General features: G+C 68.6%; 13 protein-coding genes and 1 pseudogene. 2 read left to right on the forward strand and 12 right to left on the reverse strand.

All coding sequences use genetic code 11. The features are described 5' to 3' along the window. The first annotated feature begins 12 nt into the window (after positions 1-12). A pseudogene (locus BVG12_RS35400) lies at positions 13-449 on the forward strand (aldehyde dehydrogenase family protein). Here the strand turns inward: BVG12_RS35400 and BVG12_RS30600 are convergent. The 8 genes from BVG12_RS30600 to BVG12_RS30635 all read right to left on the reverse strand — a co-directional run bounded on the left by BVG12_RS30600 (position 395) and on the right by BVG12_RS30635 (position 6,904). Next, complete coding sequence (locus tag BVG12_RS30600) at positions 395-1,183, reverse strand: transporter substrate-binding domain-containing protein (RefSeq protein ID WP_075795694.1); 789 nt, start codon at positions 1,181-1,183, stop codon at positions 395-397. The pseudogene BVG12_RS35400 and the gene BVG12_RS30600 sit on opposite strands and share 55 nt — an antisense overlap. Positions 1,184-1,194: 11 nt before the next feature. Next, positions 1,195-2,121: a glycosylasparaginase gene (locus tag BVG12_RS30605; RefSeq protein WP_156895779.1), complete on the reverse strand. Its 927-nt coding sequence runs from the start codon at positions 2,119-2,121 to the stop codon at positions 1,195-1,197. Beyond that, positions 2,118-2,852: an amino acid ABC transporter ATP-binding protein gene (locus BVG12_RS30610; protein ID WP_075795696.1), complete on the reverse strand. Its 735-nt coding sequence runs from the start codon at positions 2,850-2,852 to the stop codon at positions 2,118-2,120. Before BVG12_RS30610 ends, BVG12_RS30605 begins: the two co-directional genes overlap by 4 nt. Position 2,853: 1 nt before the next feature. Beyond that, positions 2,854-3,525, reverse strand: a complete 672-nt coding sequence (locus BVG12_RS30615) for an amino acid ABC transporter permease (protein ID WP_075795697.1) — start codon at positions 3,523-3,525, stop codon at positions 2,854-2,856. After that, positions 3,525-4,184: an amino acid ABC transporter permease gene (locus BVG12_RS30620; RefSeq protein ID WP_075795698.1), complete on the reverse strand. Its 660-nt coding sequence runs from the start codon at positions 4,182-4,184 to the stop codon at positions 3,525-3,527. The genes BVG12_RS30615 and BVG12_RS30620 overlap by 1 nt, the downstream gene beginning before the upstream one ends. Positions 4,185-4,261: 77 nt before the next feature. Then, positions 4,262-4,993 carry a copper homeostasis protein CutC gene (locus tag BVG12_RS30625; protein WP_075795699.1) on the reverse strand — a complete coding sequence of 244 codons (732 nt, stop codon included), beginning with the start codon at positions 4,991-4,993 and terminating at the stop codon, positions 4,262-4,264. Then, positions 4,986-5,897 (reverse strand): ROK family protein, encoded by a 912-nt coding sequence (locus BVG12_RS30630; protein ID WP_075796663.1) that lies wholly within the window; start codon positions 5,895-5,897, stop codon positions 4,986-4,988. Before BVG12_RS30630 ends, BVG12_RS30625 begins: the two co-directional genes overlap by 8 nt. An 8-nt stretch (positions 5,898-5,905) precedes the next feature. Next, the gene (locus BVG12_RS30635; RefSeq protein WP_075795700.1) at positions 5,906-6,904 is read right to left on the reverse strand and encodes a GlxA family transcriptional regulator; all 999 of its coding nucleotides are present in this window, start codon (positions 6,902-6,904) and stop codon (positions 5,906-5,908) included. A gap of 138 nt (positions 6,905-7,042) precedes the next feature. Here BVG12_RS30635 and BVG12_RS30640 point away from each other — a divergent pair, with 138 nt between their 5' ends. Then, complete coding sequence (locus BVG12_RS30640; RefSeq protein WP_075795701.1) at positions 7,043-8,149, forward strand: S-(hydroxymethyl)glutathione dehydrogenase/class III alcohol dehydrogenase; 1,107 nt, start codon at positions 7,043-7,045, stop codon at positions 8,147-8,149. Here the strand turns inward: BVG12_RS30640 and BVG12_RS30645 are convergent. Genes BVG12_RS30645 through BVG12_RS30660 form a run of 4 tightly spaced genes read right to left on the reverse strand, consistent with a single transcriptional unit; the run spans position 8,146 to position 13,320 of the window. Beyond that, on the reverse strand, positions 8,146-8,376 hold the full coding sequence (locus BVG12_RS30645) for a formate dehydrogenase subunit delta (RefSeq protein WP_075795702.1): 231 nt from the start codon (positions 8,374-8,376) through the stop codon (positions 8,146-8,148). The genes BVG12_RS30640 and BVG12_RS30645 overlap by 4 nt on opposite strands. Beyond that, entirely contained in the window at positions 8,373-11,252 is a 2,880-nt protein-coding gene (gene fdhF, locus BVG12_RS30650; protein ID WP_075795703.1) for a formate dehydrogenase subunit alpha, read from the reverse strand. The genes BVG12_RS30645 and fdhF overlap by 4 nt, the downstream gene beginning before the upstream one ends. 20 nt (positions 11,253-11,272) lie before the next feature. Continuing rightward, a complete protein-coding gene (locus BVG12_RS30655) occupies positions 11,273-12,835 on the reverse strand; it encodes a formate dehydrogenase beta subunit (protein WP_075795704.1) in 1,563 nt (520 codons plus the stop codon). Beyond that, entirely contained in the window at positions 12,832-13,320 is a 489-nt protein-coding gene (locus BVG12_RS30660; protein WP_075795705.1) for a formate dehydrogenase subunit gamma, read from the reverse strand. Before BVG12_RS30660 ends, BVG12_RS30655 begins: the two co-directional genes overlap by 4 nt. Positions 13,321-13,374: the final 54 nt, after the last annotated feature.

Here is a 13,374-nt window from a genome sequence, read left to right on the forward strand (position 1 = left end):
GTCCTCGACCACGTGACGCCCGACATGGCCGCCGCGATCGAAGAAACGTTCGGGCCGGCGGCCGCCATCCTCCGCATCAAGGATGCGGAGGCGGCGGTCGCGCTGGCCAATGCACCGAGTTCGGTCTGGGCGCCGCGCTCTGGAGCGACGACGTCGCGCGCGCACGCCGGCTGGCGCGCCGCATCGAAGCGGGCGCCGTCTTCATCAACGGCCAATTCATGTCGGATGCGCGCCTGCCCTTCGGTGGCATCAAGCAGTCCGGCTATGGCCGCGAACTGGGCACCGCCGGGGCGCGCGAATTCGCCTATACCAAGACCATCAGGCTGCCGTGCGCCAGGACTTCGCCTGGGCGCGCGAGGGGGGGACGCATCCCGCTGCACCCGGACGGCCGATGCTATTGCGCCGGCAGCGCCGGCGGAACGGCTTTGCTGCCCCACCACTTCCTGTAGTTGGCCGCGTAGGCGCCGGACTTGACGTAGTCCGCGACGAAACCGTTCACGAACTTCAGCAGCGCCGGATCGCCCTTGGCCATCGCGATGCCGATCGGCGTATTCCCGTACAACGCGGGCAAGGTCTCCAGCTGGTCGTTCTTGCCGGCCAGGTAGTCGAGCAGCGACGCATCCTCGATGCCGGCGTCGACGCGCTTCTGCTGCAGCAGCAGGACGCCGTCCGGCGCGAAGTTGTCGGTGTAGACGAACACCGCCTGCGGCGCCGACTTTCTCAGGAAGGCATCCGCCGTGGTGCCCCGGCCGACCACGACGCGCTTGCCGTTCAGGTCCGCCAGCGTTTTCACGTGCGCGCTCTTCTGCGCGATCACGCGCAGGCCGGCCACATTGTAGGGGATGGAAAAATCCACGACGCGCGCGCGCTGCGGCGTGATCGAGACGTTGGCCACCACCAGATCGAGCTGCCCGGACCGCAGCATCGAGATGCGCGCATCGCTGGACACATCCGACAAGCGCGCCGGCACGCCGAGCTTCGCGGCAAGCTGCCTGGCCACGTCGACGTCGTAGCCGACCGGCTCATTGCCCGCGTTGCGAAAGCCGACCGGCTCGCCGCCGAGCGAGACGCCGATGCGCACATAACCGCGCGCCTTGATGTCCTCGATGCGGCCGGCCAGCGCGGACCCCGCCGCCAGCATCAATGCGAGTGCGGCGGCACAGCGTGTGAAGCGATGCTGCATGATATGTCCTTTCAAGGTTGGATGGCGCAGGCGCTGCGCAGTTCCGGCCTGGCCATGCGCTCGTCCCAATACCAGTAGCGTATCTCGTCGTCGCAGCGGAAGTTGACCACCCGGTGATTGCCCTGGGCGTCGATGGCGTGGATGACGACGCCGGCCAGGAAGCCCGTTTCCAGCTCGGCCAGTTCCTCCACCGCGAGCTTGACCGCGTCCTCCAGCGTGTAGCCCAGCCGCAGCGCCAGCACGATGGTGCGCGACGTCCCGCAGCGCATGGTCATCTCGCCCGTGTGCGTGCACGCGGCAGCGCCGTAGCGGCTGTCCGCGTAAAAGCCCGCGCCGGGAATCGGCGAATCGCCCAGCCGCCCGGGATACTTCCACGCCCAGCCGGACGTCGACGTGACCACGCCGATGTGGGCGCCGGCGTCGCGGCCCAGGAACACCGTCGTGTCACGCACGCGTTCCGGGTCGGTGATGGCGTGGCTGAGCGGGGCGAGCGGGATATCGGGGAACGCCGCCAGCTGTGCCGGCGACATCTCCTGTTGCAGCCGCTCCCACCACACGCGCCTGCTGTCCGGATGCAGCACCTCGTCGACGGCGAAACCGCGTTCGGTGGCGAAGCGGCGCGCGCCGGCGCCGGTCAGCATCACGTGCGGCAGATGCTGCATGACCTCGTGCGCCAGCGCCGACACGGGCAGCGTCGCCGGCACCGCGCCGACCGCGCCGACGTCGCGCGTCGTGCCGTCCATGACGCCCGCGTCGAATTCCATCTCGCCCAGCATATTCGGCCAGCCGCCGTAGCCGACGCTGCGCACCTTCGCCTCGCGTTCGACCTTGGCGACGCCTTCGATCATGGCATCGATCGCGGCGCCGCCCTGGCGCAGCAGGTCGACCGTGGTGTCGAAGCCGGGCCAGGCTTCGGCGTTCGCCAGCAGCATTTTCATGATTTGCTCATCTTCGATAAAAATTGGGCGATGCGCGGCTGCGCCAGGCCGCCGTCGGCTGCGAAGAACCGCGCCGTCGGCAGGTCGGCCAGCAGCCGGCCCTGGTCCAGAAACACGATGCGGTGGGAGATGCGGCGGGCGAATTCGATTTCGTGCGTGACGAACAGCATCGTGGTGCCGCTGGCCGCCAGCTTGGCGAGGATGGCCAGCACCTCGGCCGTCATTTCCGGATCGAGCGCGCTGGTGACTTCGTCCAGCAGCAGGTAGCGCGGCTTCATCGCCAGCGCGCGGCAGATGCCGACGCGCTGGCGCTGGCCGCCCGAGAGCTGGGCCGGATAGGCGCTTGCCCGGTCGGCCAATCCCACGGAGGCCAGCAGCGCGCGCGCCTCGTCATCGGCCTGGCGGCGCGGCACCTTCAGCACTTCCATCGGCGCCAGCGTGATGTTTTGCAGCGCCGTCAGGTGCGGGTATAGGTTAAACAGCTGGAACACGGTGCCGCAACAGCGGCGCGCGAGCCGCAGTTGCCGCGGATCGTCGACGCGGTGGCCGTCGACCGAGATCGTGCCGCCGTCGAGCCGTTCGAGGCCGTTGATGCAGCGGATCAGCGTCGACTTGCCGGAGCCGCTTGCGCCTAGGATGGAGACCACGTCGCCCGGCGCGATGCGCAGGTCGATCCCGTCGAGCACCGTGTGGGCGCCGAAGCGCTTGGCCACGTCTTCGATGTGCATCATGCTACAAACCCTTCCATTGACGGTGCGCGCGCAGGCGCGTTTCCGCGCGGGCGCAGGCCCGGGCGATCAGCCGGGCCAGCAGGTAGTACAGCAGGCCGATCACGGTCCAGACGACGAAGGGCTTCAGCGTGCGCAGGTTCAGGATCGCGCCCGCCTTGGTCAGGTCGACCACGCCGATCACCGAGATCAGCGACGTCACCTGCAGCTGGTTGACGAGCAGCCCGGCCAGCGGCCCGAGGCCGAACGCCGCCGCCTGGGGCGCGACGACGCGGCGCAGCGTCTGCCACCGGCTCAAGCCGAATACGCGCGCCGTTTCCAGTTGCTCGCGTCCCACCGATTCGATGGCGGACACCGCGATCACGTAGACGAATGCCGCCGTGTTGCCGGACAAGGTGATGAGGGCGGCCTGCACCGGCGTCAGGTCCGTCTCCAGCAGCACCGGCAGGCCGAAGAACACGAGGAACAGCTGCACCAGCACGGGGGAATTCTTCAACAGCTCGGCCAGCAGGGCGACGATTGGGGCCAGCAGCGGCGTGCGGTAGTAGCGCAGCAGCGCCCAGGCCAGGCCCGCGCTCAAGCCGATGACGGTGGTCGCCGCGAACAGGGCGACGGAGACGCCCAGGCCCTGCAGCAGCAGGAGCAGGTCGTGGGGCGTGAACTCGGCGTAGCGCATCAACCGCCGTGCCGGTTCAGGCGCCGGTGGAGAACGCCGGCCGACAGCGACACCAGCCAGGTCAGCGCGGCATACAGCAGCAGGAGCAGCGCGTACACCTCGAACGGCTGGAAGGTGTCGGCTGCGACGATCTTGGCGCTGCCGGTCAATTCATTGAGCGTGATCGCCGACAGGATCGACGACGTCAGCACCAGGTTGACGAACACCGATCCCAGCGGCCGCACGGCGCTGCGCAGCGCGATGGGCAGCACGATGCGGCGGTAGAGGGCGAGGCGCGACAGGCCGCTGACCTGCGCCGCCTCCAGCACGCCGGGCTCGATGGCCAGGATGCCGGCGCGGATCACGTCGGACGTGAAGGCGCCGCCCGCCAGCGACAGCGCCAGCACGCCGGTACCGAACGCGCTCAGCTCGACGCCGATCTCGGGCAGGCCGTAAAACAGGAAGAACAGCTGGACGATGAAGGGGACGTTGCGGAAGATGTCGGCGTAGATCTCGGCCGCGCGCCGTGCCGGTCGTGATGCCCCGGTGCGCATCAGGGCCGCCGCGATGCCCAGCGCGAGGCTGCCGGCCAGGGCCAGCGCGCACGCGAGGGCGGTCAGCCGGGCGCCGGCGGCCAGGTCGCCGAGGTAGGGGACGAGCGGGGTCGGATCGAACGTCAAACAGGCGCTCCGTTTCTAAAAGTGAAACTGGTTTCACTTAACCATACGCCGCCGCGGATTTCAAGAGACAGGCCGTGTCAGCCGACGAGTTTAGCTTTCAGGCGCGCGACAAGGGTGCTGCTGGTCTGGCGGCGGCCGCCGGCATCGAAGCCGAGGGCGGCGACCATCGGTGCAGGGGCCGGCAGCGGCACCGAGCAGGACGCGTGCAGGTCGGTCAGCGGCAACCGCGCGCGCAGCAGATCCACGTTGTCCGCGTGGATGCCGGCGCCGGGCATGATGGCGATACGGCCGGCGGCGGCATCGAAGCAGCGCTCCAGGCCCGCCAGGCCCTCCGGCGCGCTGCGGGCGCCGCCGGAAGTGAGGATGCGCTCGAAGCCCAGATCGGCGGCCGCGCGGGTCGCCTGTGCCAGGTCGGGGCACAGGTCGATCGCCCGGTGCAGCGTGCAGCGCAGCCCGAGGTCCCTGGCGCGGCGGACCAGCCGTTCCAGCGCGCGCTGGTCCAGCCGCCCGTCCGGCAGCGAGGCGCCCAGCACCACGCCCTGGAGGCCGGCGGCGGCGACCGCGTCGATCTCGTCCTGCATCAGCCGCGTTTCCGGCGCGTCGAAGCAAAAGTCGCCGCCGCGCGGACGGATCATGGCCACCACCGGCACCGGGCAGGCTGACGCCGCGCGCAGCAGGCCGGCCGTCGGCGTCAGGCCACCGGTTTCCAGCGCGGCGCACAGTTCGATGCGGTCGGCGCCGCCGTCGATCGCGGCCGCGAGTCCGTGGACGCTGTCGACGCAGACTTCCAGCGTGATCGCCTCAGCCATGCGCGCCGCCCAGTTTTTCCAGGCCCAGCCAGGCCGCGCCGATCAATCCCGGTTCCGCGCCCGACTGGCCCGGCACGATGATGGGGGCATCGGTCTTGCGCAGGATGGCCGCGCGCACCGCCCGGTCGAGCCGCGCGATCAGCGGCGCGCTGTTGGCGAGTCCTCCGCCGACGGGCAGGACCGAGGCGCCGACCGTGTTGACCAGCATGGCCAGCGGGCCGCTCAGCAGATCGATGTAGCAGGCGATGGTGCGTTCGGCATCCGCGTCGCCGGCCTGCCAGGCGTCGATGATCGCGCGGCTGTCCAGTGACCGCTGATGTAACGCCAGGTGCAGCCGTTCCAGGCCGCGCGCGCCGCCGACCGTGTCCAGGCAGCCGGTCTGGCCGCAGCCGCAGGGAAAGCGGGGAATGGCTTGCATGCCGGCGAATTGCGCGGCCACCGGGCCGTGTCCCCATTCGCCGGCGAAGCCACCCGGCCCGCCGATCAAACGCCCGTTGAAGACCAGGCCGCCGCCCACGCCCGTGCCCAGGATCAGGCCGAACACATTGGCGTGGCCGCGTCCCGCGCCGGCCTGCGCTTCGGCCAGCGCGAAGCTGTCGGCGTCGTTGATGATCCACACCGGCAGCGCGAACGCGGCGGCCAGGTCGGCGGCCAGCGCGCGGCCGTCGATGCAGGGGATGTTGGCGCACTTGATGCGTCCATCGAGCGGATCGACCACGCCGGCGATCGAAATGGCGACGCCGCGCGACGGGCCGCGCGCGGCGATCAGCGCCCGAATCGCGGCGGTGAACGCGTCGAAGTCGCGGGCGGGCGTCGGCACGCGTTGCAGGTCGCCGATCCGACCGTCCGCCGTCGCGACGGCGCATTTGATGGCGCTGCCGCCGATATCGAAACAGGTGATCATGGCGCCCATCATAACCGGCCGGGCTGCGCCGTGTGAACGCCCGTCGTGGCGAAGCGTTCCCGGTACAGCGCCGGCGGGATGCCGAGCTTTTTCTGGAACACGCGCCGCATCTGCGCCTCGTCGCTGAAGCAGGCGCGCGCGGCGACCGTCTTCAGCGGCAGGTCCAGGTTGCCCAGCAATTGCGTCGCGCGCTCGAAGCGGCAGGCCTCGATGAATTCCAGGGTGCTGAGGCCCACCTCCTGCTGGAACACGCGCGCGAAGTGGCGCTCGCTCATCATGGCCTTGCGGGCGAGGGCGGCGACGGTCGGGCGTTCGTGCAGGTTTTCCTGGATCCACTGGACGATGTCGCGGATGCCGGGGCGCGCCGTGCGTTCGCCCAGCAAATGGGTGCTGAACTGCGACTGGCCGCCGGGCCGCTTCAGGTAGACCACCATGTCGGTCGCCACCCGCAGCGCGAGGTCGCGGCCGAAGTCGTCTTCGACCAGCGCCAGGGCGAGGTCGATGCCGGCTGTGACGCCGGCGGACGTCCACAGATTGTCGGCGCGGATGAAGATGGCGTCGGCTTCCACCTGGATGGCCGGGTAGTCGTCCTGCAGGCGGTCGGCGACGCTCCAGTGCGTCGTTGCGCGCTTGCCGTCCAGGACGCCGGCGGCCGCGAGGAAGAACGTGCCGGAACAGAGCGCCGCCAGCCGCTGCAGACGCCCGCACGCATTGCCGACCCAGTCGACGAGCGCCGCGCCGTCCGCGAGCGCGCGCCGGATGTCGCGCGCGCCGACGATGATGGCGTCGTCGGGCAGGGCGAGCGTGTTCAGCGTCTTGGTGGCGTGCAGCGACATCAGCGTGTCCGACCGGACCGGCCCTATCGCGGTCGAGGCGATGCACACGTCGTAGCCGGGCGGGCGCCCGGCCTGGCGCAGGTGCAGGTTGGCGTATTCGAAGACGGACATCGGGCCGATCGCCTCGAGGGCCTTGAAGCCCGGGTACACGACGATATCGACCGTTTTCATGCTGCGAGACTCATTGAGGGACCGGAAAATCCGGCCATTATCCCATCATTTTCCGCCATCGTTCGGCGCCGGTCGCCACGGACCGCCCGCCGGCCGGCAAAATTCCCCATTTGTAGTCAACGATAGGAATCCGATACGATGAAAACCAAGGCAGCGATTGCATGGCAGGCGGGGAAACCGCTGACGATCGAAGAAGTGAATCTGCAGGGCCCGCGCGCGGGCGAGGTGCTGGTCGAGGTGAAGGCGACGGGCATCTGCCATACCGATTACTACACGCTGTCCGGTGCCGACCCGGAAGGCATCTTCCCGGCCATCCTGGGCCATGAGGGCGCGGGCGTCGTCGTCGACGTCGGCCCGGGCGTGACGAGCCTGCGCAAGGACGACCACGTCATCCCGCTGTACACCCCGGAATGCCGCCAGTGCAAGTTCTGCCTGTCGCAGAAGACCAATCTGTGCCAGGCCATCCGCTCCACGCAGGGCCGCGGCCTGATGCCGGATGCGACGAGCCGCTTCTCGCTGGACGGCAAGCCGATCTACCACTACATGGGCACCTCGACCTTCTCGAACTACATCGTCGTGCCGGAGATCGCGCTGGCGAAGGTCCGGTCCGATGCGCCGTTCGACAAGATCTGCTACATCGGCTGCGGCGTGACGACGGGCATCGGCGCCGTGATTTTTACCGCGAAGGTCGAGGCGGGCGCGAACGTCGTCGTGTTCGGCCTGGGCGGCATCGGCCTGAACGTGATCCAGGCCGCGAAGATGGTCGGCGCCGACAAGATCATCGGCGTGGACATCAACCCGGGCCGCGAAGCCATGGCGCGCAAGTTCGGCATGACCCATTTTGTCAATCCGAAAGAGGTCGACAACGTCGTCGACACCATCGTCCAGCTGACGGACGGCGGCGCCGACTATTCGTTCGAGTGCATCGGCAACGTGACGACCATGCGCCAGGCGCTGGAATGCTGCCACAAGGGCTGGGGCCAATCGATCATCATCGGCGTGGCGGAAGCGGGCAAGGAGATCGCGACGCGTCCGTTCCAGCTGGTCACGGGCCGCGTGTGGAAGGGCTCCGCGTTCGGCGGCGCGCGCGGGCGCACGGACGTGCCGAAGATCGTCGACTGGTACATGGAAAACAAGATCAACATCGACGATCTGATCACCCACCACCTGCCGCTCGACCGGATCAACGACGGCTTCGACCTGATGAAGAAGGGCGAATCGATCCGGTCGGTCGTCGTGTTTTAAACGATCCGGTCCCGGTGCGCCCTGAGGCTCTCGAGCACGATGTCGCTCAGGCCCGCACCGGCCTCCCGGTCGACATGGGCCAGCAGCGCCACGCGCATGCGCGGCTCCCAGAAGCGGCGCAGGTGGCCCGCGATCTCTTCCAGCGACTGCCGGCGGTCCTTCATCGTTCCGAAGAAGTCGCCGATCTGGTTGGCCATCCTGACCAGGTTGTCGATACCGCCGCTCATACCTTCGTTCCTCCATCCGTGGCTTCCGCGATGCGCCGCTCGTTCGCCAGCTCGACCTGGGCCGCGCTGAAGCGCTGGTAGCCCTGCTGCCAGTCGGACGGCTGGGTGACCGGCATCACCTGCACCGCCGTGACCTTGTACTCCGGGCAGTTGGTGGCCCAGTCCGAGGAGTCCGTCGTGATGACGTTCGCGCCGGACTCGGGGAAGTGGAACGTCGTGTAGACGACGCCCGGCTGCACGCGGTCGGTGAGCGTGGCGCGCAGCACCGTCTGCCCCGCACGCGATTCGATGCCGGCCCAGTCGCCCTCACGGATGCCGCGCTCGAGCGCGTCGTCCGGATGGATCTCGAGGCGGTCTTCGCTGTGCCACGCATTGTTGTGCGTGCGCCGCGTCTGCGCGCCGACGTTGTACTGCGACAGGATGCGGCCCGTCGTCAGCACGAGCGGATAGCGCCGCGTGACCTTCTCGCCGCTGCCGAAGAACTTCGTGGGAATGAAGCGGCCCTTGCCGCGCACGAAGGCGTCGATGTGCATGATCGGCGTGCCCTCGGGCGCGTCCGCGTTGCACGGCCACTGGATGCTGCCGCCGAGCTGTTCGATCCGTTCGTAGCTGACGCCGGCGAACGTCGGCGTCAGCGCCGCGATCTCCGCCATGATCTCCTTCGGATGGCGGTAATTCATCGGATAGCCGAGCGCGTTCGACAGCATCATCGTCACTTCCCAGTCCGACTTGCCGGCCTTGGGCGGCATCACCTTGCGCACGCGCGAGATGCGCCGCTCGGCGTTCGTGAACGTGCCGTCCTTTTCCAGGAATGACGAACCCGGCAGGAACACGTGGGCGTATTTCGCCGTCTCGTTGAGGAACAGGTCTTGCACGACGATGCATTCCATCGCCGCCAGCGCGGCCGTGACGTGCTGCGTGTTCGGGTCGGACTGCACGATGTCTTCGCCCTCGCAATACAGGCCCATGAAGCTGCCGTCCAGCGCCGCGTCGAACATGTTCGGGATGCGCAGGCCCGGCTCCGGATCGAGCGTGCAGTCCCACGCGGCCTCGAATGCCGAGCGCACCGTGCTGTCCGACACGTGGCGGTAGCCCGGCAGCTCGTGCGGGAACGACCCCATGTCGCACGAACCCTGCACGTTGTTCTGGCCGCGCAGCGGGTTCACGCCGACGCCGTCGCGTCCCACGTTCCCCGTCGCCATGGCGAGGTTGGCGATGCCGATCACCATGGTGGACCCCTGCGCATGTTCCGTGACGCCCAGGCCGTAGTAGATCGCGGCGTTGCCGCCGGTGGCGTAGAGGCGGGCGGCGCCGCGGATCACGTCGGCCGGTACGCCCGTCGCGGCCTGCACGGCTTCGGGAGAGTTTTCCGGCAGCGCGACGAATTCCTTCCACTCGGCGAACGACGCGGTGTCGCAGCGCTCGGCCACATAGTCTTCGCGGCACAGGTTCTCGGTGACGATCACGTGCGCCAGCGCGTTGACGATGGCGACGTTCGTGCCGGGCATGAGCTTGAGGTGGTAGTCGGCCTGGATGTGCGGCGACTTGACCATTTCCGTCGTGCGCGGGTCGATGACGATCAGCTTTGCGCCCTGGCGCAGGCGGCGCTTCATCTGCGATGCGAACACGGGGTGCGCGGACGCCGGGTTGGCGCCGATGATCATGATGACGTCCGCCTTCATGACGGAGTCGAACGTCTGCGTGCCGGCCGATTCGCCCAGCGTCTGTTTCAGGCCGTAGCCCGTGGGCGAGTGGCACACGCGCGCGCAGGTGTCGACGTTGTTGTTGCCGAAGGCCGCGCGCACGAGCTTCTGCACCAGATAGGTTTCCTCGTTGGTGCAGCGCGACGAGGTGATGCCGCCGATCGACGCGCGGCCGTACTTGGCCTGGATGCGGCGGAATTCGGAGGCCGCGTAGCCGATCGCCTCTTCCCACGACACTTCGCGCCACGGATCCGTGATCTTCTGGCGGATCATCGGCTTGAGCATGCGGTCCTTGTGCGTCGCATAGCCCCACGCGAAGCGGCCCTTGACGCAGGCGTGGCCGTGGTTCGCCTGCCCGTCCGGGTTCGGGACCATGCGCACGACCTCGTTGCCCTTCATCTCGGCGCGGAACGAACAACCGACGCCGCAATAGGCGCAGGTCGTGACCTTGCTGTGCTCCGCCTGGCCCATCATGATGACGGTCTTTTCCGTCAGCGTGGCGGTGGGGCAGGCGTTGACGCAGGCGCCGCACGACACGCATTCCGACTCGAGGAAGCTGTCGTTCTGGCTCGCGGCGACGCGCGACGCGAAGCCGCGGCCGTCGATGGTCAGCGCGAACGTGCCCTGGGTTTCCTCGCACGCGCGCACGCAGCGGTTGCAGACGATGCATTTCGACGGGTCGTAGGTGAAGTAGGGATTCGACTCGTCCTTCGCCATGCGCAGGTGGTTGCTGCCCTCGTAGCCGTAGCGCACCTCGCGCAGGCCGGTCACGCCGGCCATGTCCTGCAGTTCGCAATCGCCGTTGGCCGCGCACGTGAGGCAGTCGAGCGGGTGGTCGGAGATGTACAGTTCCAGCATGCCCTTGCGCAGCTCCTGCAGCTTCGGCGTCTGGGTGCGCACCTTCATGCCCGGTTCGCAAGGCGTCGTGCACGACGCGGGATAGCCGCGCCGGCCTTCGATCTCGACGAGGCATACGCGGCACGAGCCGAAGGCTTCCAGGCTCTCGGTGGCGCACAGCTTCGGGATGCTGGTGCCCATCATGGCGGCGGCGCGCATGACGGACGTACCTTCCGGCACGGTGACCTCGACGCCGTCGATCTCCAGCGTCACGAGGACGTCGGACTCTTTGCGTGGCGTGCCGAAGTCCGGGATCTTGATTTCGGTGGTATTCATGTGTCTCCTCGGGGCGCGCTTCAGGCGGCCTTCTGGTCGGGGGCGGCGTCGCTGCCTCCGAAATCTTCGGGAAAGTTGTCGAGCGCCGACAGCACGGGGTAGGGCGTCATGCCGCCCATCGCGCACAGCGAGCCGGCCAGCATCAGGTCGCACAGGTCGCGCAGCAGGTGGATCTGTTGCGGGCGGTCCTGGTTGGCGATGATCTTGTCCATCACTTCCACGCCGCGGGTGGAACCGATGCGGCAGGGCGTGCATTTGCCGCACGATTCGGCCGCGCAGAATTCCATCGCGTAGCGCGCCTGTTTGGCCATGTCGACCGTGTCGTCGAAGGCGACGATGCCGCCATGGCCGACCGCGGCGCCGATGGCGGCGAAGGCTTCGTAATCGAGCGGCGTGTCGAAGCGCGACGGGGGCAGATAGGCGCCCAGCGGGCCGCCGACCTGCACGGCGCGCAGCGGCCGGCCGCTCGCGCTGCCGCCGCCGAAGTCGACGAGCAGTTCGCGCAAGGTGACGCCGAACGCTTTTTCCACCAGGCCGCCGTATTTCAGGTTGCCCGCCAGCTGGAACGGCAGCGTGCCGCGCGAGCGGCCCTGGCCGAGGTCGCGGTAGTATGCCGCGCCTTTCTGCAGGATCAGCGGGACCGAGGCCAGCGAAATCACATTGTTGATGACGGTGGGCTGGCCGAACAGGCCGGACAGCGCCGGCAGCGGCGGCTTGGCGCGCACGATGCCGCGCTTGCCTTCCAGGCTTTCCAGCAGCGCGGTCTCCTCGCCGCAGACGTAGGAACCGGCGCCTTTGCGCACGTCGAGGTGGAACGCCTTGCCGCTGCCGAGGACGTCAATGCCGAGGTAGCCCGCCGCCGTCGCATTGGCGATCGCCTCGTTCAGCGCCGCGATCGCATGCGGATATTCGGACCGCACATAGATGTAGCCGCGCGTGGCGCCGACGGCCAGGCCCGCGATCGTCATGCCTTCGATGAGCATGAACGGATCGTCTTCCATCACCATGCGGTCGGAGAACGTGCCGGAATCGCCTTCGTCGGCATTGCACACGATGTACTTCTGCACGGCCTGCGCGCCCAGCACGGTCTTCCATTTGACGCCGGTGGGGAAGGCCGCGCCGCCGCGTCCGCGCAGGCCGGAGTCGATCACTTCCTGCACGATGGCGCCGGGCGCCATGGAAAGCGCGCGGCGCAGGCCCGCGTAGCCGTCGTGCGCCAGGTAGTCGTCGAGCGATACCGGATCCGTGATGCCCACGCGCGCGAACGTGATGCGTTCCTGCTTTTGCAGGTAAGGCAGGGCGTCCGTGAGGCCGAGGGACAGCGGGTGCGCGCCGCCGTCGAAGAACCCCGCATCGAACAGGCCGGCGACATCGCTCGCGTCGACGGGGCCGTAGGCGGTGCGGCCCGCGGGCGTCGCGACTTCGACCAGCGGCTCCAGCCAGAACATGCCGCGCGAGCCGTTGCGCACGATGCGCAGGTCGATGCCGCGACGCCGCGCTTCCGCCTCGATGGCGGTGGCCACGTCGTCGGCGCCCAGCGCCAGCGCGGTCGAATCGCGCGGTACGAAGATCGTGCAGGTCATCGTTCACCTCCGCAGGCCGCAAGCAGGGCGTCGAAGCGCGCCGTGCTCACGCGCGCGTACGGCTTGTCGTCGATGGCGATGTTCGGCCCGACCGCGCAATGGCCCAGGCAGTACACGGGTTCGAGCGTCACCTTGCCGTCCGCGCTGGTGCCGTGGAAATCGCAGCCCAAGGTTTGCCGGACGTGGCCCGCGAGCGCATCGGCGCCGCGCGCCTGGCAGGCTTCGGCGCGGCACAGGCGCACCACGTGCCGCGCCGCCGGCTGCTGGCGGAAGTGGTCGTAATACGTGATCACGCCATGCACTTCGGCGCGCGACACGTTAAGAAAGTCGGCGATCAGCGGCACGGCGTCGGCCGGGATGTGGCCGAGACTGTCCTGGATGGCGTGCAGGATGGGCAGCATGGCGCCCGGCGTGCCCCGGTGCGCCTCGAGGATGGCAGCGACCGTCGCGGGATCCCGGGCGCTGTCGGTATATGGTGTTTGCATTGTCTGTTCCTGACGTGGAGAAGATGCAGGATGTTGCCTATTGTGCGTGGCGTG

It is taken from the genome of Massilia putida, from assembly GCF_001941825.1.
Lineage (GTDB): Bacteria > Pseudomonadota > Gammaproteobacteria > Burkholderiales > Burkholderiaceae_D > Telluria > Telluria putida.

Excerpts from the sequence above, each read along its gene's own strand:
- BVG12_RS30615 (WP_075795697.1), bottom strand. The coding sequence starts at position 3,525 with ATGCGCTACGCCGAGTTCACGCCCCACGACCTGCTCCTGCTGCTGCAG.
- BVG12_RS30640 (WP_075795701.1), top strand. The coding sequence starts at position 7,043 with ATGAAAACCAAGGCAGCGATTGCATGGCAGGCGGGGAAACCGCTGACG.
- fdhF (WP_075795703.1), bottom strand. The coding sequence starts at position 11,252 with ATGAATACCACCGAAATCAAGATCCCGGACTTCGGCACGCCACGCAAA.
- BVG12_RS30635 (WP_075795700.1), bottom strand. The coding sequence starts at position 6,904 with ATGAAAACGGTCGATATCGTCGTGTACCCGGGCTTCAAGGCCCTCGAG.
- BVG12_RS30605 (WP_156895779.1), bottom strand. The coding sequence starts at position 2,121 with ATGAAAATGCTGCTGGCGAACGCCGAAGCCTGGCCCGGCTTCGACACC.
- BVG12_RS30655 (WP_075795704.1), bottom strand. The coding sequence starts at position 12,835 with ATGACCTGCACGATCTTCGTACCGCGCGATTCGACCGCGCTGGCGCTG.
- BVG12_RS30645 (WP_075795702.1), bottom strand. The coding sequence starts at position 8,376 with ATGAGCGGCGGTATCGACAACCTGGTCAGGATGGCCAACCAGATCGGC.
- BVG12_RS30610 (WP_075795696.1), bottom strand. The coding sequence starts at position 2,852 with ATGATGCACATCGAAGACGTGGCCAAGCGCTTCGGCGCCCACACGGTG.
- BVG12_RS30600 (WP_075795694.1), bottom strand. The coding sequence starts at position 1,183 with ATGCAGCATCGCTTCACACGCTGTGCCGCCGCACTCGCATTGATGCTG.
- BVG12_RS30630 (WP_075796663.1), bottom strand. The coding sequence starts at position 5,897 with ATGATCACCTGTTTCGATATCGGCGGCAGCGCCATCAAATGCGCCGTC.
- BVG12_RS30660 (WP_075795705.1), bottom strand. The coding sequence starts at position 13,320 with ATGCAAACACCATATACCGACAGCGCCCGGGATCCCGCGACGGTCGCT.
- BVG12_RS30625 (WP_075795699.1), bottom strand. The coding sequence starts at position 4,993 with ATGGCTGAGGCGATCACGCTGGAAGTCTGCGTCGACAGCGTCCACGGA.